Source organism: Amycolatopsis sp. WAC 04197, assembly GCF_003947475.1.
In the GTDB taxonomy this organism is placed as follows: Bacteria; Actinomycetota; Actinomycetes; order Mycobacteriales; family Pseudonocardiaceae; genus Amycolatopsis; species Amycolatopsis japonica.
The window spans coordinates 797471-818108 of sequence record NZ_QHJK01000001.1 but is presented as its reverse complement, the minus strand read 5'-3'; the positions used below and the strand labels follow the sequence as shown (position 1 = coordinate 818108).

Below are 20638 nucleotides of genomic sequence, written 5' to 3'. Positions count from 1 at the left end.
GTTCGCGCGCGATCGCGATCGCGTAGCCAGGCCGCGGCTACCGCCCATGACCGGCGGTCGCGCGGTGAAGGCGGCCTGCCTCCGCGATAGCGAGGCCTTCGGCCGGGGCGCGCGCGTGTCGATCACCTTTTCGCAGCGGGGCGCGAGAACCAATCCCCTCACTGGACGTGCACCTCCGCCCCGCGATAGAGCGGACCGACGAGCAGCGATCCCCAGCCGGGCACGTCCGAGGCGGACATGCCGACCTGCGGGGCGATCAGCTGCGCGAGGAAGTCCGATTCGGACGCGCTGTAGGACGGGCTACCGCCGGGCGCTCCCCCGCCGTTGTAACCGCCGACGTTCGCGAAGCCGTTCGACGGCGAAAGGCCGTCGTTCGCCGAACGTGCCGGCTGCTTGACCGTGCTGCCGTCCTTGATCGGACCGTCCGGCGGGTACTGCGGGAACGGGTCCGGGAACTGCTTGAGGTCGTAGCAGCGCGGACCGCGTTTGTCCTCGAACCGCGGCTCGTCCTTGCCCGGCAGGTACGGCCCGCGGTTGACAGTGACCTCGATGGTCGCGTGCAGACCGGGCCGGTCGGTGCCCTTGCCGAGCGCCTTGTCGATCTTCGGCAGGTTGGCCGCCATCTGCCCGATCACGCAGGGGTACTCCGGCGCGTATTTCGCGAGCAGCTCCGCCGTCGGGCGGGCCGTGTCGGCGAGCCGGATCAGGTTGTCGGCGTTGTTCTGCAGGAACGTCTGCAGATCGACCGAAGCCTGGGTGACGCTGCCGTAGAGGTTCGCCAGGTTCATCTTCTGGTCCACCACGGTGCGGGTGGTGGTGCTCAGGTTGTCCAAGGTCTGCACCAGGTCCGGGGCGACGGCGTTGAGGTTGTCCGAGAACTTCGCGAGCTCTTTGAGGTTCTGCTGGAGCTTCGGCTCGTGCGGGTTCAGCTGCCCGACGTAGTCACCGAGCTGCGCGAGGGTGTCGCCGAGCTGGTCACCGCGGCCGTTGAGGGCGGTGGAAATCGCCGAGAGCGTGCTCGACAGCTTCTGCGGCTGGACGGCCTGCAAGACCGGCATCAGATGAGCGAAGGCCTGCTCCAGCTCGACCGCGCCGGACGTACGGTCCTGAGTGATCACGTCGCCTTCGGCGATCGTCTTCTCCGACGGCGCGTCCGGGATCTCCAGCGAGACGAAACGCTCACCGAACAACGTCTTCGGCAGGAATCGCGCCGAAACGTTCTGCGGGATCAGTTTCGCCGACTCGGGATTCAGCGCGAGCGTGAGCTCGGCGCCGTCCGGGGTCGCGGTGATGTCCTTGACCGAACCGACGATGAGGCCGCGGACCTTCACGTCGGACTGCTTCAGCAACTGGTTCCCGATGTTGCCCGACTGGAGCTTCACGCTGACGACGGGCGTGAACGCCTTTTGGTACAGCGCGATGCTCAGCGCCACTCCGCCGATGAGCACGGCGACCAGGAGCAGACCCAGTAGCCTGCGCCGGACTGTCGCGATCATCCTGCGATCCTCACCGTGACGTCGGTTCCCCAGATCGCGAAACCGATGAAGAAGTTCATGATGGACACCGTGACGATGCTCAGCCGGACCGCTTTACCGACCGCCACGCCGACACCGGCGGGGCCACCGGAGGCCCGGTATCCGAAATAGCAATGGGACAGGATGATCAAGACGCTGAACAACAGCACCTTGATGAACGAATACAACACATCCTGTGGTGGTAGGAACAGGTCGAAATAATGGTCGTAGGTACCCGCTGACTGGTTGTAGATGTAGATAACGACCAACCGCGACGCGAGATACGAACTCAGCAGGCCGATGACGTACAGCGGGATGACCGCGACGAAACCGGCGATGATCCGCGTCGTCACCAGGTACGGCAGGCTCGGCACGCCCATGACCTCGAGCGCGTCGATCTCCTCCGAGATCCGCATGGCGCCCAGCTGGGCGGTGAAGCCCGCGCCCACGGTCGCCGAAAGCGCGAGACCGGCGACCAGCGGGGCGATCTCGCGGGTGTTGAAGAACGCGGTCAGGAAGCCGGTGAAGGCCGAGGTGCCGATCGAGTTCAGCGCCGAGTAACCCTGGAGACCGACGAGGACACCGGTGAACAGGGTCAGGCCGACCATCACGCCGACCGTGCCGCCGATGACGGCGAGCGAGCCGGAACCGAAGCTCACTTCGGCCAGCAGCCGCAGGACTTCTTTCATGTAGCGGCGAAGCGTCCTCGGCGTCCACAGCAACGCGCGGCCGTAGAACGACATCTGGTCACCGAGGTTGTCCAGAGTCTGCAAAGGACGGTTGGCGACCCGCTTGGCGCCCTGGAGGAAGGTCATGCGTCAGTCCAGCTTTCCGGGCACGATCTGCAGGTAGATCAGCGTGATCACGAAGTTCACCACGAACAGCATGAGGAACGTGATGACGACCGACTGGTTCACCGCGTCGCCGACGCCCTTCGGGCCGCCGGACGGGTTCAGTCCCCGGTAGGAGGCGACGACCGCGGCGATGAAGCCGAAGATCAGCGCCTTCAGCTCGCCGACCCAGAGGTCCGGCAGCTGGGCCAGCGCGGAGAAGCTCGCCAGGTACGCGCCCGGCGTCCCGCCCTGGAGGACGACGTTGAAGAAGTACCCGCCGAGCACGCCGATGACGCTGACCATGCCGTTCAGCAGGAGCGCCACCAGCATCATCGCGAGTACACGCGGCACGATCAGCCGCTGCACCGCGGAGACGCCGAGCACCTCCATGGCGTCGATCTCCTCGCGGATGGTCCGCGCGCCGATGTCCGCGCAGACCGCGCTACCGCCGGCGCCCGCGACCAGCAGCGCCGTGACCAGCGGACTGGCCTGCTGCACGGTGGCGAGCACCGACCCGGCGCCCGTGTAGGACTGGGCGCCGAGCTGGCGGGCGAGTGACCCGAACTGCAGCGAGATGACCGCGCCGAACGGGATCGCGACGAGCGCCGTCGGCAGGATCGTGACGCTCGCGATGAACCAGGCCTGCTGGATGAACTCCCGCAGCTGGAACGGGCGCTGGAAGATGCCACGAACGATGTCGAGGCCGAGAGCGAACAGGTTCCCGGTCTCGCGCACCATGCCGATTCCGGGGATCTTCGCCGATGAAGCGGGAGAGCTCACGCGCCACCTGACCCCGGATCTTGTGGCCGCAAGCGGTGGTTGCCCGCTCTCCCGGGATGCGGGATGTGGGCGACCTGGTCGTCGGGCAGCTGGCCCTGGTGGTGGTTCGGGATCGAGCTGTCGACCGGCGCCGACCGGTGGCCGGCGGTGGCGAGACGCTGCGGGCGGACGCCGTAGCGCTGCTGCTCCTCCGGGGAAAGCGACTCGATGATGCTCTGCTGCGCCTCGGGCGGCAGGCCGTGCAGGATCTGCATGACGCGGTCCTTGCGGCGGACCGCGCCCATCCGGGTGGGCACGCCGGGCGTCGGCTGCATCTGCGGCGGCACCCCGCTGACGTCCTCGACACCGCCCGCGTGGTGACCGGCCTCGAACATCGCGCGCTCCGCGGCGAGCTGAGCCGAGTCCTTCTCCTCGCTCATGCCGATGGGGCCGTCCATCTTGCCGTTGAGGAACTGCTTGACGACCGGCTCCTCGCTGGTCAGCAGCACCTCGCGCGGACCGAACATGACCAGTTCCTTGCGGAAGAGCATGCCCAGGTTGTCCGGGACGGTGCGGGCGAGGTTGATGTTGTGCGTGACGATCAGGAACGTCGCGTCGATCTGCGCGTTGACGTCGAGGAAGAGCTGGGAGATGTACGTGGTGCGGACCGGGTCGAGACCGGAGTCCGGCTCGTCGACCAGGATGATCTGCGGGTCCAGCACCAGCGCGCGGGCGAGACCGGCGCGTTTGCGCATACCGCCGGAGATCTCGCCGGGCAGCTTCTTGTCGGCGCCGTTGAGACCGGTCATCTCGAGTTTCTCGAGCACGATCCGGCGGACCTCGGTCTCCGACTTCTTCGTGTGCTCCCGCAGGGGGAAGGCCACGTTGTCGTAGAGGTTCATCGAGCCGAAGAGCGCGCCGTCCTGGAAGAGGACGCCGAAGAGCTTGCGCACCTCGTAGAGCTGGTGTTCGGAGCACGTCACGATGTCGACGCCGTTGATCATGCACCGGCCGCGGTCCGGCTTGAGCAGACCGATCATCGACTTCAAGAAGACGGACTTACCGGTTCCGGACGGACCGAGCATCGCCGAGACCTCGCCCGGAGGCAGGGTCAGCGTGACGTCCCGCCAGATGGCCTGCTTACCGAAGGACTTGGAAAGACCTTCGATGACCACCTCGGCACCCATCGCACCTCCAGGAGCTGTTCCGCGTCGTCGCGCACTGCCTTCCCGTGCCACTGGCCCGAGAGGACGCATGCGTTCGCGCAGCGATACCCGCGTCAACCAGGTGCAACGAGCTGAGTGCGAACAGGTTACTCACCAGTTTTCTTTTCTGGCCAGACCCGCGGGTAACTTTTCGCACAGCCCGCCGCCTGCCCGTGCACCGCTTGCAGCACCGTAGTGCACGTCACTCCCGTGCGCAGATCCACGACCTGCCCCGGCCCAGGCCGGATCGCGTTTAGCCCGCGAAACGCAGGTCAGGCCGCCCGTCGCCCTCCGCGCCGCACAGATCGCGTTTCGCGGGCTAAACGCGATCTGACACCCTGGGCGCGCCCAAATGCTTAGCCTTGCTACGCGTCACGATTAGGGGGCTAAACGCAGGTCGGCGGGGACAGCGAAGGGGCGGGCACCCGTGTGGATGCCCGCCCCTTCGACGGTGCTGCGGTAGGCGCTGACGCGCCCGAGATCACTTGATGGCGATCTTGGCGCCCGCGGCCTCGAGCTTCTCCTTGGCGGCCTCGGCGGCCTCCTTGTCGACCTTCTCCAGGAGGGCCTTGGGAGCGGCCTCGACCAGCTCCTTGGCCTCCTTCAGGCCCAGACCCGAGACGACCTCACGGACGACCTTGATGACCTGGATCTTCTTGTCACCGGCGGACTCGAGGACGACGTCGAACTCGTCCTGCTCGGCGCCCGCGTCGGCGGCAGCGCCACCGGCGGTCGGGGCCGCGGCGACGACGGCGGCCGGGGCGGCGGCGGTGACGTCGAAGGTCTCCTCGAATTCCTTCACGAACTCGGACAGCTCAAGAAGGGTGAGCTCCTTGAAGGCGTCGATCAGCTCGGCGGTGCTCAGCTTCGCCATGGTGGCTTTCCTCTCTGAAACGAACTAAAAGTTCGGGGTGGGGGGTGTTCAGCTCTCGGCGGGTGCTTCGGCTGCTTCGGTACCGGCGTTGCGCTGCTTCTCCTCCAGCGCGGCAGCCAGGCGGGCGACCTGGGACGCCGGCGCCTGGAACAGCGCGGCGGCCTGGGACAGCTTCGCCTTGAACGCGCCCGCCGCCTTGGCGAGCAGGACCTCACGGCTGTCGAGATCGGCGATCTTGGAGATCTCGTCCACGGACAGCGACTTGCCGTCCATGTAGCCGCCCTTGATCACAAGCGCGTTGTTGTCCTTCGCGAAATCGCGAAGCGCCTTCGCGGCGTCAACCGGCTCACCTTCGACGAAGGCGATCGCGGTCGGGCCGACGAACAGGTCCTCGAGACCCTCGATGCCGGCGTCCGTGGCGGCACGCTTGACGAGGGTGTTCTTCGCGACCCGGTACTTGGCATTGGTGCCGAGAGCGCGGCGCAGCTGGGACAGCTGGGACACGGAGAGGCCGGTGTACTGGGTAACGACTGTGGCCGAGCTGCTGCGGAAGCTCTCCGCGATCTCGGCGACGGCCGCCTCCTTGTCGGGCTTCGCCATGGTCGCCTCCTCTCTTGGCTAGTGGTCCACTGGCCTTGAGAGCCCTGAAACGACGAAACGCCCCAGCGCAGACAGGCGCGGGGCGTCAGGGCACACGACGACATGCGTCGTGGGCGAGCCTCGTTCCTCCTGCGCGGGTCGCCCGCCCTAGCGGGGCCTTCGTTCTCCAGGCCGTATGACCAGGAGAAGACCAGCGGTCTTCGGTAGAACCTTGACAAGAGTACGTGACCCTCTTTCACCCTCCGCAGCACCCCCCTCTCAAATCGCGTTTAGCGGGCTAAACGCGACCGGCGGAGTGCGCGGGAGGCCTCGCGAGGCATCATGGTGACGTGGCGGAGCAGCGTGATGACGGAAAGCCGGGCAGCGAGCCCGGCACGGACATCGAGCCCAAGGCGGGAGGTCAGCCCGCGCCCCGGCTGGATGAGGAGCAACTGCGCCAGTTCCAGCAGTTTCAGCAGTTCCAGGACTATCTGAAGTTCACCGAGGCACAGCAGCAGGGGCTCGTGCCGTCGCAGACCACGCAGCCCGCGACCCAGTACTACGGAGGACAGCCACCGGCGCCTCCGGGGCCGCCGCCCGGCGAACTCGTGCACGCCCCTCGCCCGCGCATGCCGCGCTGGCTGCGACGTCTGGGCGGGAAGCTCCTCGCCTGGATCATCGTGATCGTGCTGCTCTGCGTCGGCGCCACCATCGTCTACCGGCAGATCTTCCCGAGCGACGCCGGGCAGGACACGGCGACGTTCGTCCAGGGCGGCGGCGGCAAGCACCACACCAACCAGGTGCTTTCGACCAATCCGTGGGAAGCCGTTCGAGCCATCTACGACACGATCGGCAAGCCGTACCCGCCCGCCACCCGCGTCGAAAAGGTCTGCCTGTCGATGAGCGAACAGGCGCAGGCCCAGTTCGCCCGCGACCTCGGTTATCCGGACTGCGCGACCGCCGTTCCGGCGCTGAACGCCAAGGTCACCGACATCACGCCGTACATTTACGCGGTGCGCCCGATCTCGAGCGTGGTCCCGCGACAGAACCTGACGATCCACTCGTGCTGGTACAACATCCGCGGCGGCCCTCTGCTGGGCAGCTTCACCCTGCAGGAAGTCGAGATGGGCCAGTGGCTGATCACCGGGCACGCGAACTCTCCCGAGCCCTGCCCCGCCCCGCCCACCAGCAACTGACCTGAACGTCTTCACCCACAGATCGCGTTTAGCCCGCGAAAGGCGACGCGCCCGCCAGATCGCGTTTAGCCCGCGAAACGCAGGTCCGCACCCCGGATCGCGATTAGCCCGCGAAACGCAGGTGCGGGCGCCGGATCGCGATTAGGGGGCTAAACGCAGGTCGCGTCAGAGGTCGTGCGAAGTCAGGAAGCCGGCAAGGGCGGAGCCGAAGGCGGGGTGCATGACGGCGGCCATGTGGTCGCCGGGCACGCGGACGAGGCGGGCGCCGGCGATGGCGGCGGCCAGGCGTTCGGGTTCCGCGGCCAGCGGGTCGGTGTCCCCGGCGAGGATCAGGGTCGGCACGGCGATCGCCGTCAGGTCCAGTTTCGGATTCGCCGTCCCGCGCGCGACGGCCGCCAGCGCGATCCGGTCCGCCCGCAACGCGTCGGCCAGCGCCCGGAAAGGCGCCGAGGACGGCGGAAGCGTCGAGGGATCCGAAGCGAGCAACGCCTCGCTGATCGCCTCAGGCGTGACGACACGGGTGTCGACGCCGCCGAAGTCGACGATCCCCGACCCGACCCCGCCGATCGCGAGACACCGGATCCGCGGGTCCGCGGCCACCGCGCCGAGCGCGATCATCGCGCCCATCGAGTAGCCGACCATCGACACCTCGTCCAGCCCCAGGGAGTCGAGCAGCGCCGACACGTCACGCACCATCGCGTCGTCGCCGTAACTCGCCTCGTCGTGCGGTTTCGCCGACCGCCCGTGGCCGCGCGCGTCCAGGCTGATCACGGTCAGCCCCGCGTCCTGGAGGGTGTCGACGACGCCGGGAGCGATCCAGTTGGCGTTCGTGTCCGCGGCGAAACCGTGCTGCAGCAGTACCGGGCGCCCACGGCCTTCCCACACGGTGTAGCTCAGCTGAAGCCCGTCGAAGGACGCGAAGGTAGGCATGCCCTCCAGCAAACACGAAAAAGGGGCGGCCCCGCCGTAGCGGGACCGCCCCCTTCTCAGTGATGTCTAACTCAGACTCACGCGTCCTCGGAGAGGAGGTTGCGGGTGCGGGCCGGGTCGACCGGGACACCCGGGCCCATCGTCGTGGAGATCGTGACCTTCTTCAGGTAGCGACCCTTCGCCGACGAGGGCTTGGCACGCAGGATCTCGTCCAGCGCGGCCGCGTAGTTCTCCACCAGCTTGTCGGTGTCGAACGAGGCCTTGCCGATGACGAAGTGCAGGTTGGCCTGCTTGTCCACGCGGAAGTTGATCTTACCGCCCTTGATGTCCGAGACGGCCTTCGCGACCGCGGGGGTCACGGTGCCGGTCTTCGGGTTCGGCATCAGGCCACGCGGGCCGAGGATGCGGGCGATACGGCCGACCTTGGCCATCTGGTCCGGCGTCGCGATCGCGGCGTCGAACTCGAGCCAGCCACCCTGGATGCGCTCGATCAGTTCGTCCGTGCCGACCACGTCCGCGCCGGCGGCCTCGGCCTCGGCGGCCTTGTCACCAACGGCGAAAACGATGACGCGGGCGGTCTTACCGGTGCCGTGCGGCAGGTTCACGGTGCCGCGGACCATCTGGTCGGCCTTGCGAGGGTCGACACCGAGGCGCATGGCGACCTCGACGGTGGCGTCCATCTTCTTGGAGGAGGTCTCCTTGGCCAGCTTGGCGGCCTCGAGCGGGGCGTAGAGCCGCTCGCGGTCCACCAGCTCAAGAGCCTGACGGTAGGCCTTGCTGTGCTTGGGCATTGCTTCTGTCCTTAACTCTTCAACGGATCAGTGTGGTGTTGGAGCCAGCACTTGGCTCTCCCACGGTGGTGCCGGGTGGAACTCAGTCGACGACCGTGATGCCCATCGAACGGGCGGTGCCGGCGATGATCTTCGCGGCCTGGTCGATGTCGTGCGCGTTCAGGTCGGATTCCTTGGTCTTCGCGATGTCGCGGACCTGGTCCCAGGTGACCTTGGCGACCTTGGTCTTGTGCGGTTCGCCGGAACCCTTCTCCACGCCCGCGGCCTTCAGCAGCAGCTTCGCGGCCGGCGGCGTCTTGAGCTTGAAGTCGAACGTGCGGTCTTCGTACACGGAGATCTCGACCGGGACGACGTCCCCGCGCTGCGACTCGGTCGCGGCGTTGTAGGCCTTGCAGAACTCCATGATGTTGACGCCGTGCTGACCCAGCGCGGGGCCGACCGGCGGCGCGGGGTTGGCCGCACCCGCCTTGATCTGCAGCTTGATGATCGCCGCAAGCTTCTTCTTCTTGGGTGGCATTTCGTTTGTTCCTTCTTACTGACTTGAGTCCCCCGCACACCTGCCAGTACGCGGGGACTGCCGGCCGTCTGGCGGCCGTCAGATCTTGGAGACCTGGTTGAACGACAGCTCGACCGGGGTCTCCCGGCCGAAGATCGACACCAGGACCTTCAGCTTCTGTCCGTCCACGTTGACCTCGGAGATCGTCGCGGGCAGCGTCGCGAACGGGCCGTCCATGACGGTGACCGACTCGCCGACCTCGAAGTCCACCTCGACCGCGGGGGCACCCAGCTGCGACTCGGCGGAAGCGGCCTCGCCCTTGCCGGGCTTGGCGGGGGCGGCCGTCTCGACCTTGGGCGCGAGGAACTTGAGCACCTCGTCCACGGTCAGCGGCGACGGACGCGACGTGGCGCCGACGAACCCGGTGACACCCGGCGTGTTGCGCACCGCGCTCCACGAGGCGTCGTTCAGGTCCATGCGGACCAGGATGTAGCCGGGCAGCACCTTGCGCTGCACCTGCTTGCGCTGGCCGTTCTTGATCTCGGTGACCTCTTCGGTCGGGACCTCGATCTGGAAGATGTAGTCCTCGACGTCCAGCGTCTGGGTCCGGGTCTCGAGGTTGGTCTTCACCTTGTTCTCGTAACCCGCGTACGAGTGCACGACGTACCACTCACCGGGAGCGGCGTTGAGTTCCGCGCGCAGTTTGGCGACCGGGTCGACGTTCTCGTCGGCCTCGGGCTCGGCGGCGGTGTCGTCGTCCTCGGTGTCGTCGGTCCCGGCGGACGCCTCGTCGGCCTCCGCGACATCTCCGGCTTCGTCGACCTCGTCGCCTGCGGCGGGCACCTCGACGGAGTCCAGGTGCTCGGACTGCTCGTCGCCGAGTGCCGCGTGCACCTGCTCGTCGGAAAGCTCGGTCAGCTCATGACCGGCTGCTGTGCCGTTCTCGGAGGTCACGTTCCGTCCTCTCAGTTGATCGGTTGCCGTGGCGCAGGCCACCGTGCGATGCCCTCAGGCACCGCGAACGGCTGCCTCAGCTGCCGAAGACGGCACCGACGACCTCTTTGAAGGCCAGGTCGAGGCCGCTCACCAGCGCCACCATGAACACCACGAAGACCAGCACCACCGCGGTGTAGGTGACCATCTGCTTGCGGTTCGGCCAGATGACCTTGCGCAGCTCGGCCCAGACCTCACGGATGAAGCGCATGAGCCGGGCGAAGATCGACGCCTGCTTCGGCTTGCGGTCGCGCTTCGGGGTCGCCGTGCCTTTGGCGTCCTTGGACTTCTCGGTCTTGTCCCCGGCCTTCGCCTTGCCGGCGGGGCGGGTCTTGTCGTCCGACTTGGCGTCGGCCTTACCGGACGGGCGCGCGGACGCACGGCGCTCACGCCGGGCAGCGGCGGTCACCGGGCGGGACTGCTCGTCGGGCTTCTGCCCGGCGTCGTCCTGCGCCTTCTCACCGCTGGCGTCGCTGTCGCTCACGACCACTCCTCCGCCTTCACCAGTTCGCTTACGCAGGGGTGACAGGACTTGAACCTGCAACCTGCGGTTTTGGAGACCGCTGCTCTGCCAATTGAGCTACACCCCTTTGGAACCCCGATGCTCTGGAGCTCCCGAGGACGCATTCCATCGTCCCCACCGCCGTGGCGGGGATGACCGTAGTGCGTTCCGAGACCAGAAGTCTACGGCAACCCCCGAACAGCTTCGCAACCGCGCCCCTCAAAGCGGCGCGGAGCAGCCTTCCGCGGGGAAAACTCCCCCACGGCCGACCCCATGATCGTGCCACGATGTCGCCATGAGCGCTCCCGCACCCTCGTCTTCGCCCGCCGCCCGCGTTTCGGCCCGCATCGGCGGCATCACGCCGTCGGCCACGCTGGCCGTCGACGCGAAGGCCCGGGAGCTCAAGGCGCAGGGTCGTCCGGTGATCGGGTTCGGCGCGGGGCAGCCGGACTTCCCCACCCCGGCCAACGTGCTCGAAGCCGCCGAAGCGGCGGTCCGCGACAAGGTCAATCACGGCTACACCGCCGCGGGCGGGCTGCCTGAGCTGCGCGAGGCGATCGCGGCGAAGACCGTCCGCGACTCCGGGTTCGAGGTCGACCCCGGCCGCGTCCTGGTGACCAACGGCGGCAAGCAGGCGGTCTACTCGGCGTTCGCGACGCTGCTCGACCCCGGCGACGAGGTGCTGCTGCCCGCGCCGTACTGGACGACGTACCCGGAGTCGATCGCCCTCGCCGGCGGCGTCGGAGTGCAGGTCACGGCGGACGAGACGACGGGCTACCTGGTCACCGTCGAGCAGCTCGAAGCCGCCAGGACGCCGCGCACGAAGGTGCTGCTGTTCGTCTCGCCGTCGAACCCGACCGGCGCGGTGTACCCGCGCGAGCAGGTCGAGGCGATCGGGCGCTGGGCGCACGAGAACGGCCTCTGGGTGATCACCGACGAAATCTACGAGCACCTGGTCTACGACGGCGCCGAAGCGCCTTCGATGCCGGTCTTGGTCCCGGAGCTCGCCGACCGGACGATCGTCCTCAACGGGGTCGCGAAGACGTACTCGATGACCGGCTGGCGGGTGGGCTGGCTGCTCGGTCCGCAGGACGTGGTCAAGGCGGCGACCGCGTACCAATCCCACATGTGCGGCAACGTTTCCAACGTCGCGCAGCGCGCGGCACTGGCCGCGGTGAGCGGACCGCTCGACGCCGTTTTCGCCATGCGCGAAGCGTTCGACGCCCGGCGAAAGAAGGCGCTGTCCCTGCTTTCCGAGATCCCGGGAGTCGAGACTCCGGTGCCACTCGGCGCTTTCTACGTTTATCCGTCGGTGAAAGCGTTGCTGGGCAAGGAGATTCGCGGCGAGCGTCCGGCCGACACGGTGGCGCTGGCTGATTTGATCCTGCGTGAGGCCGAGGTCGCCGTCGTACCCGGAGAGGCGTTCGGAACGCCGGGCTACTTCCGGATTTCCTATGCCCTGGACGAAAACGATCTCGCCGAGGGGATCGCCAGGATGGGCCGTCTGCTCGCGGAAGCACGGTGACCGTGGTGCGCCTGGGAATCGCTCTTCCGCAGTACGGTCCCCTCGCGTCGATGGACGCCGTCACCGGTTTCGCCGCGGCGGCCGAGGAGCTCGGCTACGAGTCCTTGTGGGTCGGGGATCGGGTGCTGGCGCCGGTCTCGCCATCGGATTTCTACCCCGGCGGCACACCGGAACGGCCGTACCCGCCCGAATTCGTCACGTTCGCCGATCCGCTGATCCTGCTGACCGTCGCCGCGAGCGTCACGAACAAGGTCCGGCTGGGAACCAGCACGCTCACCGGGACGGTGTACCCGGCCGTGGTGCTCGCCAGGATGCTCACCTCACTGGATCAGGTGAGCGGTGGCCGTCTGGACGTCGGGCTGGGCATCGGCTGGCTTCGCGACGAGTACACGGCGACAGGCACACCCTGGAAGGGGCGTGGCGGACAGCTGGAAGAGCTTCTCGACGTCCTCCGGAAGTTCTGGACCGGCGACCCCGTCGAGCATGAAGGCGAACGCTGGCGGATCCCGGCGTCGAAGGTGGGGCTGCGCCCGGCTCAGCGCCCTCATCCGCCGGTGTTGCTCGGCGGGCTGTCCCCGGTGGCGCTGGATCGCGTCGGCCGTCGCGCGGACGGCTGGCTCCCGGCGGGACTGCCCGCGCCGTATCTGGCGAAGCTCTGGGACACCGTGGTGACCGCGGCCGAGAGGGCCGGCCGCGACCCCGGCACGCTGCGCCGGGTGCTGCGGATCAACCCGAAGCCGGGGACGGACCTCAAGGACGTCGCGGCCCAGCTGGAAGCGGCCGCCGAGACCGGGATCGCCGAAGCCTTCATCGACCCGCACTACCTCGCGCGGGACGTCACGCACGCCCTCGATCTCGCCGCCGAACTGCGCGACCTCGTCCCGAACGGCTGAAGGCCCTCCCCGTTCGCCGGGAAGGGCCTTCAGAAGGTCAGGATTCGCCGTCGGCGAGCTGGACGAGCGCGTGGGCCTTCGCGGCGTACTTCCAGTTGCCGAGATCCCGGATGGTCTTGATCTTGAGCTCGGCGAGGAGTTCGTCGTGCTTCTTGGTCAGGCCTTCGAGCGCGGACGGCGGCGCGTCCAGCAGCTCACCGATGCCCTTGTCCTCCCATGCCTTGTCCACCAGCTTGTTCAAGTTCAGGCTCACGGTTTTCCGCCTTTCCTCGGGGCAGGTACGCGCACCACCCTGAACGTGATCCACGTCTCAGGCAACCGGAGATCACCCGTTCACGCTGAGTTCACCGACGGTCGGACCGATGACAAACGTGACCCAGGTCGCGTACAACGAACGGGTGACGCAGCGGAGAACGGGCGGCGGCTGCCTCTTCCTGGTGATCGTGCTGTCCGTCCTGGGGATCGCTTACCACCTTTGGGAGCGTGGAACGGCGGTGACTCCGCCGGGGGTCACTACTTCGGACGGCGCGGGCCGGTACGTGGCGCTGGGCGACTCCTACACGGCTTCGCCGGGCACCGGACGGCCCGTGGGCGCGCCGGCGGGCTGCGATCGCTCGGACAACAACTACCCGAGCCTGCTCGCCGCGAAGCTGCGTCCGGCCGAGTTCGTCGACGTCAGCTGCGGCGGCGCCACGACCGAGCACCTCACCGGCGAGCAGAAGACCCGTGACGGCACGAACGCTCCCCAGCTCGATGCCGTCGACGGTGACACGACGCTGGTGACCGTCGGGATCGGCGGCAACGACGTGGGCTTCGCCGGCTTCGCGAGCCAGTGCGCGACGCAGGTGCAGACCGCTTCGCCCTGCAAGACCCAGCTGACCGCGGGCGGACGCGACCAGCTCGCCGAACGGATCACCGCCGCGGCGGACCGGCTCGGCGGGATCCTGGACCAGATCCGCGCGAAGGCCGCTTCGGCGCGCATCGTGGTCGTGGGGTACCCGACAGTGCTTCCGGACGACGACGCCGGTTGCTGGCCCGTCCTGCCGGTCGGCGCGGGGGACGTGGCCTACTTCCGCGACTCGCTCGAACGGCTCAACACGGCGTTGCAGGACACCGCGAAGGCGCACGAAGCCGGCTTCGCCGACATGTCGACCGCGAGCAAGGGGCGGGACATGTGCAGCGCCGCGAACCGGCGCTGGGTCGAAGGCCCCGCGCCGTCGGTGCCCGCGGCGCCGCTGCACCCGAACGCGCGAGGCGCGGCGGGGATGGCGGAGGTCCTCGAGAAGCTGCTCAAGCTCGCGTAGAGCAAGGGACCTTTGCTATCACTTACTTAGGCACGCTAAGCGAGTGGTAGCAAAGGTCCCTTGCTCCCCCGGGCGTCAGATGCGGACGACCGCCTGCGCCTTGCCCAGGACGGCCTTGCCCTCGAACTTGGCGGTGATGTCGACGCGGGCGGTGCCGTCGTCGTTGACCACGGCGACCTTGCCGGTGAACTCGATCGTCGCGGCGCCCTCGTTCGGCACGACCACAGGGCGCGTGAAGCGCGCGAAGTAGTCGACGAGGCGGCCGGGGTCGCCGAGCCAGTCGGTGACGAGCCGCGCGCCGAGCGCCATGGTCAGCATCCCGTGCGCGATGACGTCGGGAAGGCCGACCTCCTTGGCGAAGGCCTCGTTCCAGTGGATGGGGTTGAAGTCGAGCGACGCGCCGGCGTAGCGCACCAGCTGGTCACGGGTGACGTCGATGGTCAGCGGCGTCAGTTCTTCCCCGACGGTGAACGTGCTCACGCGTCCTCCCCTCGGACCACGAGCTGGGCGTTCGTGGTGGCGATCAGGCCGCCGTCGGCGCCGGAGATCTCGGCGCGCAGGTTGATGAAGTCGTTCCCGGCGCGGGCCATGATGTTGTCGATATGCGTCGTGAGCGACAGGACGTCGCCCGCGTGCACCGGCCGCGTGTAGGTGAACCGCTGATCGCCGTGGACCATCCGCGAGTAGTCGAGACCCAGCTCGGGGTCCGAGACGATCGCGTTGATCGAGGCGAGGTTGATGATCGTCAGGAACGTCGGCGGCGCGATGACGTCGGGGTAGCCGGCCGCCTTCGCCGCTTCGGGGTCGCGGTAGAGCGGGTTCGCGTCGCCGAGCGCGTCGGCGAACTCCCGGATCTTCTCGCGACTCACTTCATAGGTACTGGTCGGCGGGTACACCCGCCCGGTGAACGACTGGTCCAAGGCCACCCGAGCAGGCTACCGAACCCGAAAAATACCCGAAGCCGCCCTGGTGACCAGGGCGGCTTCGGGTAAGACAGGTAGAACCGCTAGACGCTCAGCGGGTCTCTTTGTGAGTCCGGTGCGTACCGCAGTTCGGGCAGAACTTCTTCATCTCCAGGCGATCCGGGTTGTTGCGCCGGTTCTTCTTGGTGATGTAGTTGCGGTGCTTGCACTCCTCACACGCGAGCGTGATCTTCGGTCGCACGTCAGTGGCAGCCACAGCATTTCCTTCTCTACTAGGCCTGGGATACCCAGGATTACCGCGTAGCGGTGGCCGGACTTGAACCGGCGACACAGCGATTATGAGCCGCTTGCTCTGCCAGCTGAGCTACACCGCCTTACATGAACCTGGCCGCGACACGCTTGCGTGACGCGGCTGAGGTTCTGAGCCCCTTTACGGAATCGAACCGTAGACCTTTTCCTTACCATGGAAACGCTCTGCCGACTGAGCTAAAGGGGCCTTGCCTCTCGCGAGGACTTGGAAAGATTAGCAAGTCCCCGCGAGGGGGTGGAACAGGGGGGTCCGTTACCGCGAAACCTCAGGTCAGCAGGGTGAGGACGGTCTCGGAGTGGCGTCCGGGCGAACGCGCCGTGCGGGCCTGCAGCCACGCCTCGAGGCGGTCCTCCGGCAGCGGCCGCGAGATGAGGTAGCCCTGCGCGACGTCACAGCCCATCGCTTCGAGCTGATCCCGCGCGACGTCCTCCTCGACACCCTCCGCCACGACCGTGAGGCCGAGCGAGTGGCCCAGCTCGACGATGGAGCGCACGACCGCGAGGTCGCCGAGGTCGGTGCCCATGCCGAGGACGAAGCTCTTGTCGATCTTGACCTGGTCGACCGGGAGCTGCCGCAGGTACGCCAGCGACGAGTAGCCGGTGCCGAAGTCGTCGACGGCGAGCACGATGCCCAGCGAGTGCAGCTCCCGCAGGATCGGCAGCGCCTTCTGCGGGTCGGACATCACACCGGATTCGGTCAGCTCGAAGGTGAGCAGCTCGGGCGGGATGCCGAAGCGGTCGAGTTCGCGCGCGACCTTCGTCGGGAAGTCCTCGTCGGCCAGGTTCCGCACGGACAGGTTCACCGCGGCGGAGATGCGCAGGCCCTCGTCCAGCCACTTGCGCACGCGCTTCAACGACTCTTCGAGCACGAACGACGTCAGGACGCCGATGAGGCCGGCGGCTTCGATCGCCGGGACGAACTCGTCGGGGCCGAGCCTGCCGAACTCCGGGTGCACCCAGCGCACGAGCGCCTCGACGCCCTGGATCTGCCGGTTCGGCAAGGTGATCTTCGGCTGGTAGTGGACGCTCAGCTGGCCTTCTTCGAGCGACTGCCGGAACTGCGTGACCATCTGGAACCGGCGCATGAAGATCTGGCCCATGCTGGCCATGTAGCCGCGGACCTCTTCGCCGCCCTTGGTCGCGCGGACGGCGACGTCGGCGCGCTGCAGGAGCCCGTCGACGTCGACCTGCTCGTCGTCTTCCGCCGACGAGGTGGCGTAGCCGATCATCGCGTTGGCTTCGACGGAGAGCCGGTCGACCGGGTACGGGGCGACGAGTTCCGCGCGGAGCAGTTCCGCGGCGGCCTGTGCGCGTTCCGGCGCGCAGCCGACGAGGAGTGCCGCGAACGACGCGCCTTCGAGCCTGGCGAGCGGGACGTCGGGGCCGAGCGCGTCGCGGATCCGGCGGCCCGCGGCGATGACCATCCGATCGGCCCAGACGTAACCGAGGGCGTCGCTGACGGTGGAGAAGACGTCCAGGTCGACCCGGAGCACGACCGCGTCGACCTGTTCCCGCAACGGTTCCTTGGCGACCTGGCGGAAGCCCGGCCGGTTGAGCAGACCGGTCAGCGGGTCGTGGTAGGCGTCGTGGCGCAGGGTCGCGAGCAGGCGCCGGTTGTCCAGCGACGTCGCGAGGTGGCTGGCCATCGTGCCGAGCAGCTGGACGTCGTACTTGCCGAAGCCACGCCAGCGGCTCAGCCTGTCGTGCGCTTCGACGACGCCGAGGAGCTGGTTCGCACTGCGCAGCGGGACGACCAGCGCCTCCTGCGCGCCGCGGTCGAGCAGCGCGGAGCGGACGTCGGGATTGGCTTCGGTGATCCGGAAGTGGCGGACGTGCGCGCCGGGCAGGCGCAGCAGCGGATCGTCGGCGGCCGGGTCGACGGGGGGCAGTTCGTCGCCCGCGACGACCATCCGCATGGTGTCCTTCGGCTCCAGTCGAAGCCTCAGCACGACGCGACCGGCGGCGAGCTGGTCCTTGATGCGTTCGGCGATGGTCGCCCACTCGCGGACATCGACGCCGCCGACGAGTTCGTCCGCGCGCCCGGCGGGCCGTGCGGCGGCCTGCTGACCGGACCGCGCGACCATCAGGCTGACGTCGGACAGCGCTTCCATGTCGCGTTGCTCGCGCAGCAGATCCGAGTACGCCCAGTACAACGCGGTGAGGCCGAGGAAGACGGCGAGCACGAGCGGCCAGGCCTTCGGCGTCCCAGAAATGACCAAATAACCGGAAAGACCGACCGAAGCGTTGACGAAGCCGACGACGAGGATGCGGCCGGTCAGCCGGATCGCGGTGCTGACGCGCATACGGCGGCGCAGCACGCGGACAGCGGCGAGCGCGAGCAGCGTACTGACCAGCGGCGCGGTCAAAGTCCCGGCCAGCGCGGCGATCCAGGTCATGTCGTGGGCGCCGGAGGCCTGTTTCACCAGTCCTGCCACGGCGAACGCGCCGGTGATCTCCAGCAGGAAGGCGCCGGCGTTGTAGAGCACGCGGCCCGCGACCTTGCGGGCCAGCAAGGTCCCGATCCCCGCCGCGAGATGCGCGGCGAGCACGACTTCGAAGGGAGCGACGAAGAAACCGATCACCAGCGGGATCTCGGTGAACGAGATCGTCCACGAGATGCCGCTGCGGACGTCGACGTTGATGCCGAGCTGTTCGGCGAGCAGGAACGCGAGGGCGAGGATCGGCCCGATCCACAGCAGATCGTCCGAAGCCTCGAAGTCCAGCCAGAGGCTGACCGCGGCCGCGGCGGCGATGCCCATGGTGAGTACCGCGAAGGTGTAGACGCGGAACCGTCGCTCGTCGGTACGAGCCTCCGTAACGGCGCCTCCCTTGCCCGCTGCCGCCTGTGCGGCGCTCCCGGGCCTGCCGTTCGTGTCCGGCATCCGACCTTCCTTCCCGGCTGCCCAACCGGTCTTGTCCTACCGCGACCTCGGGGACGAGGGCAATACAGTACCCCGGAGGGCGTACCCAAGTCCCATTCGAGACAGTATGAGATCACCCCAGGGTTAACAATGGGCGCGTCGCGCTGACCTGCGTGGACCAAGGGGTGAAATGGGAGCGTTATTCGCGTTCCTTCCGACTACCGGAAGTCACCTGGCGCCACGCTCCGGCCAATCTCGTGAAGTTCCCGGCGGACCCGTCAGTAGGGGCTTGAATAGCCCTATGAATAGCCACGCCATCGCCGCCGGGCACGCCGAGCGGCTCGCCACCGTGGACGCCCTGCTCCCCGAAATGCCTGCACTGGAGCCTGTCGAGGGCTCCGTGTCACTCTCCGCGACGGCCGGCGACTCGGCCGCCGCCGGATTGTCGGTACGGACCGAGGCGGGTCCCGATTCCGTTGACTCTCCGTGGCGGGCCCTCGTCGAGCATCGCCTCGAAGCCCGCCTCACCGGCCCCCGCCCGGAAGCCGCTCTCGACGCATTACTCACCCGATGGGATGAACATCTGAAGACCGTGGCCCCACCTGGGGATGTCGAGACGGCGGCGACCGTCGTACGGCCCAGCCGGGACTCCCCCGGCTCGGCCGAATTGCTGCGCCGCGGCTTCGCACCGGTGCTGGTGATCGCGGTCCGCCCGGCCGACCGGCTCGCCGTGACCGGACCGCCCGCCACTCCCGGGGTGCACATCCGGCCCGCCGAAGCGGATGATCTCGAAACCGCCGTCGCACTCGAACTGGAATTGCAGCGTTATGACGCGCAGTTCGGTTCTGTCACTTTGCGCGAGGGTGCGGAGGAAACGATCACGGCGGATCTGTCGAAACAGTTGGGCCGGGAAAATCCGACGTTGTGGATCGCCGAGCTGTACGGCCGTCCGCTGGGCATGGTGCGGGTGCAGTTCCCCGGCGACACGGCGTGGATCCGCGGCCGGGTCGCGGCCGAGAAGGTCGGCTACCTGTCGTCGCTGGCGGTGGCCGAGCAGGCACGGTCGAGCGGGGTGGGGACGGCGCTCGCCGCGCACGCGCACCAGGTCTTCGACGAATGCGGCACCGACGCCGTGCTGCTGCACCACGCGCTGGCCAATCCGCGCTCGACGCCGTTCTGGTACGCGCAGGGCTACCGGCCGCTCTGGACGTACTGGCGGCGGCGCCCCGCGGTGCCTTGATCCGGATAGGCTCGTTTTCGTGAAGAGGGACGATGACGCGGCCCCGGTGGCGCCGACCGGGGTCGACACCGAAAAGCCGTCCGCGGCGAGGATCTACGACTGGTTCCTCGGCGGGACCCACAACTGGGCGGTCGACCGCGAGTTCGCCCGCGCGCTGGAAAAGCAGTGGCGCTGGGTCAAACCGGGCGCGCGGCACAACCGCGAGTTCATGAACCGCGTCGTGCGCGCGGCGCTGGACGCGGGGATCCGGCAGTTCATCGATCTGGGGTCCGGCGTCCCGACAGCCGGGAACGTGCACGAGATCGTGCAGGAAGAACTGGAGCCGGGCGACACGGCGAAGGTCGTGTACGTCGACTACGAGCCGGTGGCGGTGGCGCACGCGGAGCTGATCCTCGAACGTCACGAGGCGACCGACTGGGCGGGGATCGTCCAGGCGGACATGCGGCGGCCGAAGGACGTCCTGCGGCATCCGGAGACGCTGCGGCTAATCGATTTCGACCAGCCGGTGTGCCTGATGATGATGGCCGTCCTGCATTTCGCCGGCCCGCACGACGATCCGCCCGCGCTGGTCGCGACGTACCGGAACGCGCTCGCGCCGGGCAGCTGGCTGGGGCTTTCGCACATGAGCTTCGGCGGCCAGACCGGCGAGGACGCCGACGGGCTGCACTGGATGGTCGAGCAGTACCGGAAGACGAGCAACCCGGTGTGGATGCGGGACCGCGAAGAGATCGAGCCGCTCTTCGGGGACTGGCCGCTGCTGGAGCCCGGCGTCGTCCATCTGCCCGACTGGCGACCCGTGCGAGAGCTGCGCCGCGATGAGGAAGGTGCCCGGCCGTTCGCCTGGTGCGGTGTCTCGGTGCACCCCTGACCTCCGACCTCTCGCCGGTTCGCGTCGCGTTTAGGGGGCTAAA

The 20638-nt window shown here is 68.1% G+C and carries 22 protein-coding genes and 3 tRNA genes; 6 read left to right on the top strand and 19 right to left on the bottom strand.

Translation table 11 applies throughout. The annotated features are described in order from the left end of the window. Positions 1-158 precede the first annotated feature (158 nt). The 6 genes from DMC64_RS04100 to rplJ all read right to left on the bottom strand — a co-directional run bounded on the left by DMC64_RS04100 (position 159) and on the right by rplJ (position 5785). Positions 159-1496: an MCE family protein gene (locus DMC64_RS04100; protein WP_125732140.1), complete on the bottom strand. Its 1338-nt coding sequence runs from the start codon at positions 1494-1496 to the stop codon at positions 159-161. Further along, the gene (locus DMC64_RS04095; RefSeq protein WP_016331063.1) at positions 1493-2329 is read right to left on the bottom strand and encodes an ABC transporter permease; all 837 of its coding nucleotides are present in this window, start codon (positions 2327-2329) and stop codon (positions 1493-1495) included. Before DMC64_RS04095 ends, DMC64_RS04100 begins: the two co-directional genes overlap by 4 nt. Before the next feature lie 3 nt (positions 2330-2332). Further along, positions 2333-3085: an ABC transporter permease gene (locus tag DMC64_RS04090; RefSeq protein WP_125732839.1), complete on the bottom strand. Its 753-nt coding sequence runs from the start codon at positions 3083-3085 to the stop codon at positions 2333-2335. Between the two features lie 38 nt (positions 3086-3123). After that, positions 3124-4293 (bottom strand): ABC transporter ATP-binding protein, encoded by a 1170-nt coding sequence (locus DMC64_RS04085; RefSeq protein ID WP_125732138.1) that lies wholly within the window; start codon positions 4291-4293, stop codon positions 3124-3126. Between the two features lie 499 nt (positions 4294-4792). Then, positions 4793-5185 carry a 50S ribosomal protein L7/L12 gene (rplL, locus tag DMC64_RS04080; RefSeq protein ID WP_125732136.1) on the bottom strand — a complete coding sequence of 131 codons (393 nt, stop codon included), beginning with the start codon at positions 5183-5185 and terminating at the stop codon, positions 4793-4795. Between the two features lie 48 nt (positions 5186-5233). Next, positions 5234-5785: a 50S ribosomal protein L10 gene (gene rplJ, locus DMC64_RS04075; RefSeq protein ID WP_016331060.1), complete on the bottom strand. Its 552-nt coding sequence runs from the start codon at positions 5783-5785 to the stop codon at positions 5234-5236. Positions 5786-6114: 329 nt separating this feature from the next. Here rplJ and DMC64_RS04070 point away from each other — a divergent pair, with 329 nt between their 5' ends. Further along, positions 6115-6960, top strand: a complete 846-nt coding sequence (locus DMC64_RS04070) for a hypothetical protein (RefSeq protein ID WP_125732133.1) — start codon at positions 6115-6117, stop codon at positions 6958-6960. A gap of 165 nt (positions 6961-7125) precedes the next feature. Here the strand turns inward: DMC64_RS04070 and DMC64_RS04065 are convergent, their stop codons facing one another. The 6 genes from DMC64_RS04065 to DMC64_RS04040 form a co-directional block, all read right to left on the bottom strand. After that, complete coding sequence (locus DMC64_RS04065; protein ID WP_037332746.1) at positions 7126-7890, bottom strand: alpha/beta fold hydrolase; 765 nt, start codon at positions 7888-7890, stop codon at positions 7126-7128. 77 nt (positions 7891-7967) lie between these two features. Beyond that, complete coding sequence (rplA, locus tag DMC64_RS04060; protein WP_037332749.1) at positions 7968-8681, bottom strand: 50S ribosomal protein L1; 714 nt, start codon at positions 8679-8681, stop codon at positions 7968-7970. A gap of 82 nt (positions 8682-8763) precedes the next feature. Continuing rightward, on the bottom strand, positions 8764-9198 hold the full coding sequence (gene rplK, locus DMC64_RS04055) for a 50S ribosomal protein L11 (protein ID WP_005152062.1): 435 nt from the start codon (positions 9196-9198) through the stop codon (positions 8764-8766). Positions 9199-9276: 78 nt separating this feature from the next. Beyond that, complete coding sequence (gene nusG, locus DMC64_RS04050; RefSeq protein WP_125732131.1) at positions 9277-10131, bottom strand: transcription termination/antitermination protein NusG; 855 nt, start codon at positions 10129-10131, stop codon at positions 9277-9279. A gap of 76 nt (positions 10132-10207) precedes the next feature. Continuing rightward, positions 10208-10660 carry a preprotein translocase subunit SecE gene (gene secE, locus DMC64_RS04045; protein ID WP_037332751.1) on the bottom strand — a complete coding sequence of 151 codons (453 nt, stop codon included), beginning with the start codon at positions 10658-10660 and terminating at the stop codon, positions 10208-10210. Positions 10661-10687: 27 nt separating this feature from the next. Further along, positions 10688-10760, bottom strand: a tRNA-Trp gene (locus tag DMC64_RS04040). A gap of 207 nt (positions 10761-10967) precedes the next feature. On the opposite strand from DMC64_RS04040, the gene DMC64_RS04035 reads away from it, so the two are divergent. Then, positions 10968-12197, top strand: coding sequence for a pyridoxal phosphate-dependent aminotransferase (locus tag DMC64_RS04035; protein WP_125732129.1), 1230 nt, complete (start codon positions 10968-10970; stop codon positions 12195-12197). Then, positions 12194-13090 carry a TIGR03619 family F420-dependent LLM class oxidoreductase gene (locus tag DMC64_RS04030; RefSeq protein WP_125732127.1) on the top strand — a complete coding sequence of 299 codons (897 nt, stop codon included), beginning with the start codon at positions 12194-12196 and terminating at the stop codon, positions 13088-13090. The genes DMC64_RS04035 and DMC64_RS04030 overlap by 4 nt, the downstream gene beginning before the upstream one ends. A gap of 37 nt (positions 13091-13127) precedes the next feature. On the opposite strand, the gene DMC64_RS04025 is transcribed toward DMC64_RS04030, so the two are convergent. After that, a complete protein-coding gene (locus DMC64_RS04025; protein ID WP_037332758.1) occupies positions 13128-13343 on the bottom strand; it encodes a hypothetical protein in 216 nt (71 codons plus the stop codon). Positions 13344-13461: 118 nt separating this feature from the next. On the opposite strand from DMC64_RS04025, the gene DMC64_RS04020 reads away from it, so the two are divergent. Next, positions 13462-14394, top strand: coding sequence for an SGNH/GDSL hydrolase family protein (locus DMC64_RS04020; protein WP_125732836.1), 933 nt, complete (start codon positions 13462-13464; stop codon positions 14392-14394). A 75-nt stretch (positions 14395-14469) separates the two neighbouring features. On the opposite strand, the gene DMC64_RS04015 is transcribed toward DMC64_RS04020, so the two are convergent. From DMC64_RS04015 to DMC64_RS03990, 6 genes are all read right to left on the bottom strand, one after another. Next, complete coding sequence (locus DMC64_RS04015; RefSeq protein ID WP_125732125.1) at positions 14470-14874, bottom strand: MaoC family dehydratase; 405 nt, start codon at positions 14872-14874, stop codon at positions 14470-14472. Beyond that, positions 14871-15320: a MaoC family dehydratase N-terminal domain-containing protein gene (locus DMC64_RS04010; protein WP_072028953.1), complete on the bottom strand. Its 450-nt coding sequence runs from the start codon at positions 15318-15320 to the stop codon at positions 14871-14873. The genes DMC64_RS04015 and DMC64_RS04010 overlap by 4 nt, the downstream gene beginning before the upstream one ends. An 88-nt stretch (positions 15321-15408) precedes the next feature. Continuing rightward, the gene (rpmG, locus tag DMC64_RS04005; RefSeq protein WP_005152047.1) at positions 15409-15573 is read right to left on the bottom strand and encodes a 50S ribosomal protein L33; all 165 of its coding nucleotides are present in this window, start codon (positions 15571-15573) and stop codon (positions 15409-15411) included. A gap of 45 nt (positions 15574-15618) precedes the next feature. Continuing rightward, positions 15619-15691, bottom strand: a tRNA-Met gene (locus tag DMC64_RS04000). A gap of 49 nt (positions 15692-15740) precedes the next feature. Next, positions 15741-15813 (bottom strand) — tRNA-Thr (locus DMC64_RS03995). Between the two features lie 79 nt (positions 15814-15892). Continuing rightward, positions 15893-18508, bottom strand: a complete 2616-nt coding sequence (locus tag DMC64_RS03990; RefSeq protein WP_125732123.1) for a bifunctional diguanylate cyclase/phosphodiesterase — start codon at positions 18506-18508, stop codon at positions 15893-15895. A 280-nt stretch (positions 18509-18788) separates the two neighbouring features. Between DMC64_RS03990 and DMC64_RS03985 the strand changes: the two genes are divergently transcribed. Continuing rightward, positions 18789-19727, top strand: a complete 939-nt coding sequence (locus DMC64_RS03985) for a GNAT family N-acetyltransferase (protein ID WP_125732121.1) — start codon at positions 18789-18791, stop codon at positions 19725-19727. Positions 19728-19746: 19 nt separating this feature from the next. Continuing rightward, complete coding sequence (locus DMC64_RS03980; protein ID WP_125732119.1) at positions 19747-20595, top strand: SAM-dependent methyltransferase; 849 nt, start codon at positions 19747-19749, stop codon at positions 20593-20595. Positions 20596-20638 lie beyond the last annotated feature (43 nt).

Excerpts from the sequence above, each read along its gene's own strand:
- DMC64_RS04100 (WP_125732140.1), bottom strand. The coding sequence starts at position 1,496 with ATGATCGCGACAGTCCGGCGCAGGCTACTGGGTCTGCTCCTGGTCGCC.
- DMC64_RS04095 (WP_016331063.1), bottom strand. The coding sequence starts at position 2,329 with ATGACCTTCCTCCAGGGCGCCAAGCGGGTCGCCAACCGTCCTTTGCAG.
- DMC64_RS04090 (WP_125732839.1), bottom strand. The coding sequence starts at position 3,085 with ATGGTGCGCGAGACCGGGAACCTGTTCGCTCTCGGCCTCGACATCGTT.
- DMC64_RS04085 (WP_125732138.1), bottom strand. The coding sequence starts at position 4,293 with ATGGGTGCCGAGGTGGTCATCGAAGGTCTTTCCAAGTCCTTCGGTAAG.
- rplL (WP_125732136.1), bottom strand. The coding sequence starts at position 5,185 with ATGGCGAAGCTGAGCACCGCCGAGCTGATCGACGCCTTCAAGGAGCTC.
- rplJ (WP_016331060.1), bottom strand. The coding sequence starts at position 5,785 with ATGGCGAAGCCCGACAAGGAGGCGGCCGTCGCCGAGATCGCGGAGAGC.
- DMC64_RS04065 (WP_037332746.1), bottom strand. The coding sequence starts at position 7,890 with ATGCCTACCTTCGCGTCCTTCGACGGGCTTCAGCTGAGCTACACCGTG.
- rplA (WP_037332749.1), bottom strand. The coding sequence starts at position 8,681 with ATGCCCAAGCACAGCAAGGCCTACCGTCAGGCTCTTGAGCTGGTGGAC.
- rplK (WP_005152062.1), bottom strand. The coding sequence starts at position 9,198 with ATGCCACCCAAGAAGAAGAAGCTTGCGGCGATCATCAAGCTGCAGATC.
- DMC64_RS04035 (WP_125732129.1), top strand. The coding sequence starts at position 10,968 with ATGAGCGCTCCCGCACCCTCGTCTTCGCCCGCCGCCCGCGTTTCGGCC.
- DMC64_RS03990 (WP_125732123.1), bottom strand. The coding sequence starts at position 18,508 with ATGCCGGACACGAACGGCAGGCCCGGGAGCGCCGCACAGGCGGCAGCG.
- DMC64_RS03985 (WP_125732121.1), top strand. The coding sequence starts at position 18,789 with ATGAATAGCCACGCCATCGCCGCCGGGCACGCCGAGCGGCTCGCCACC.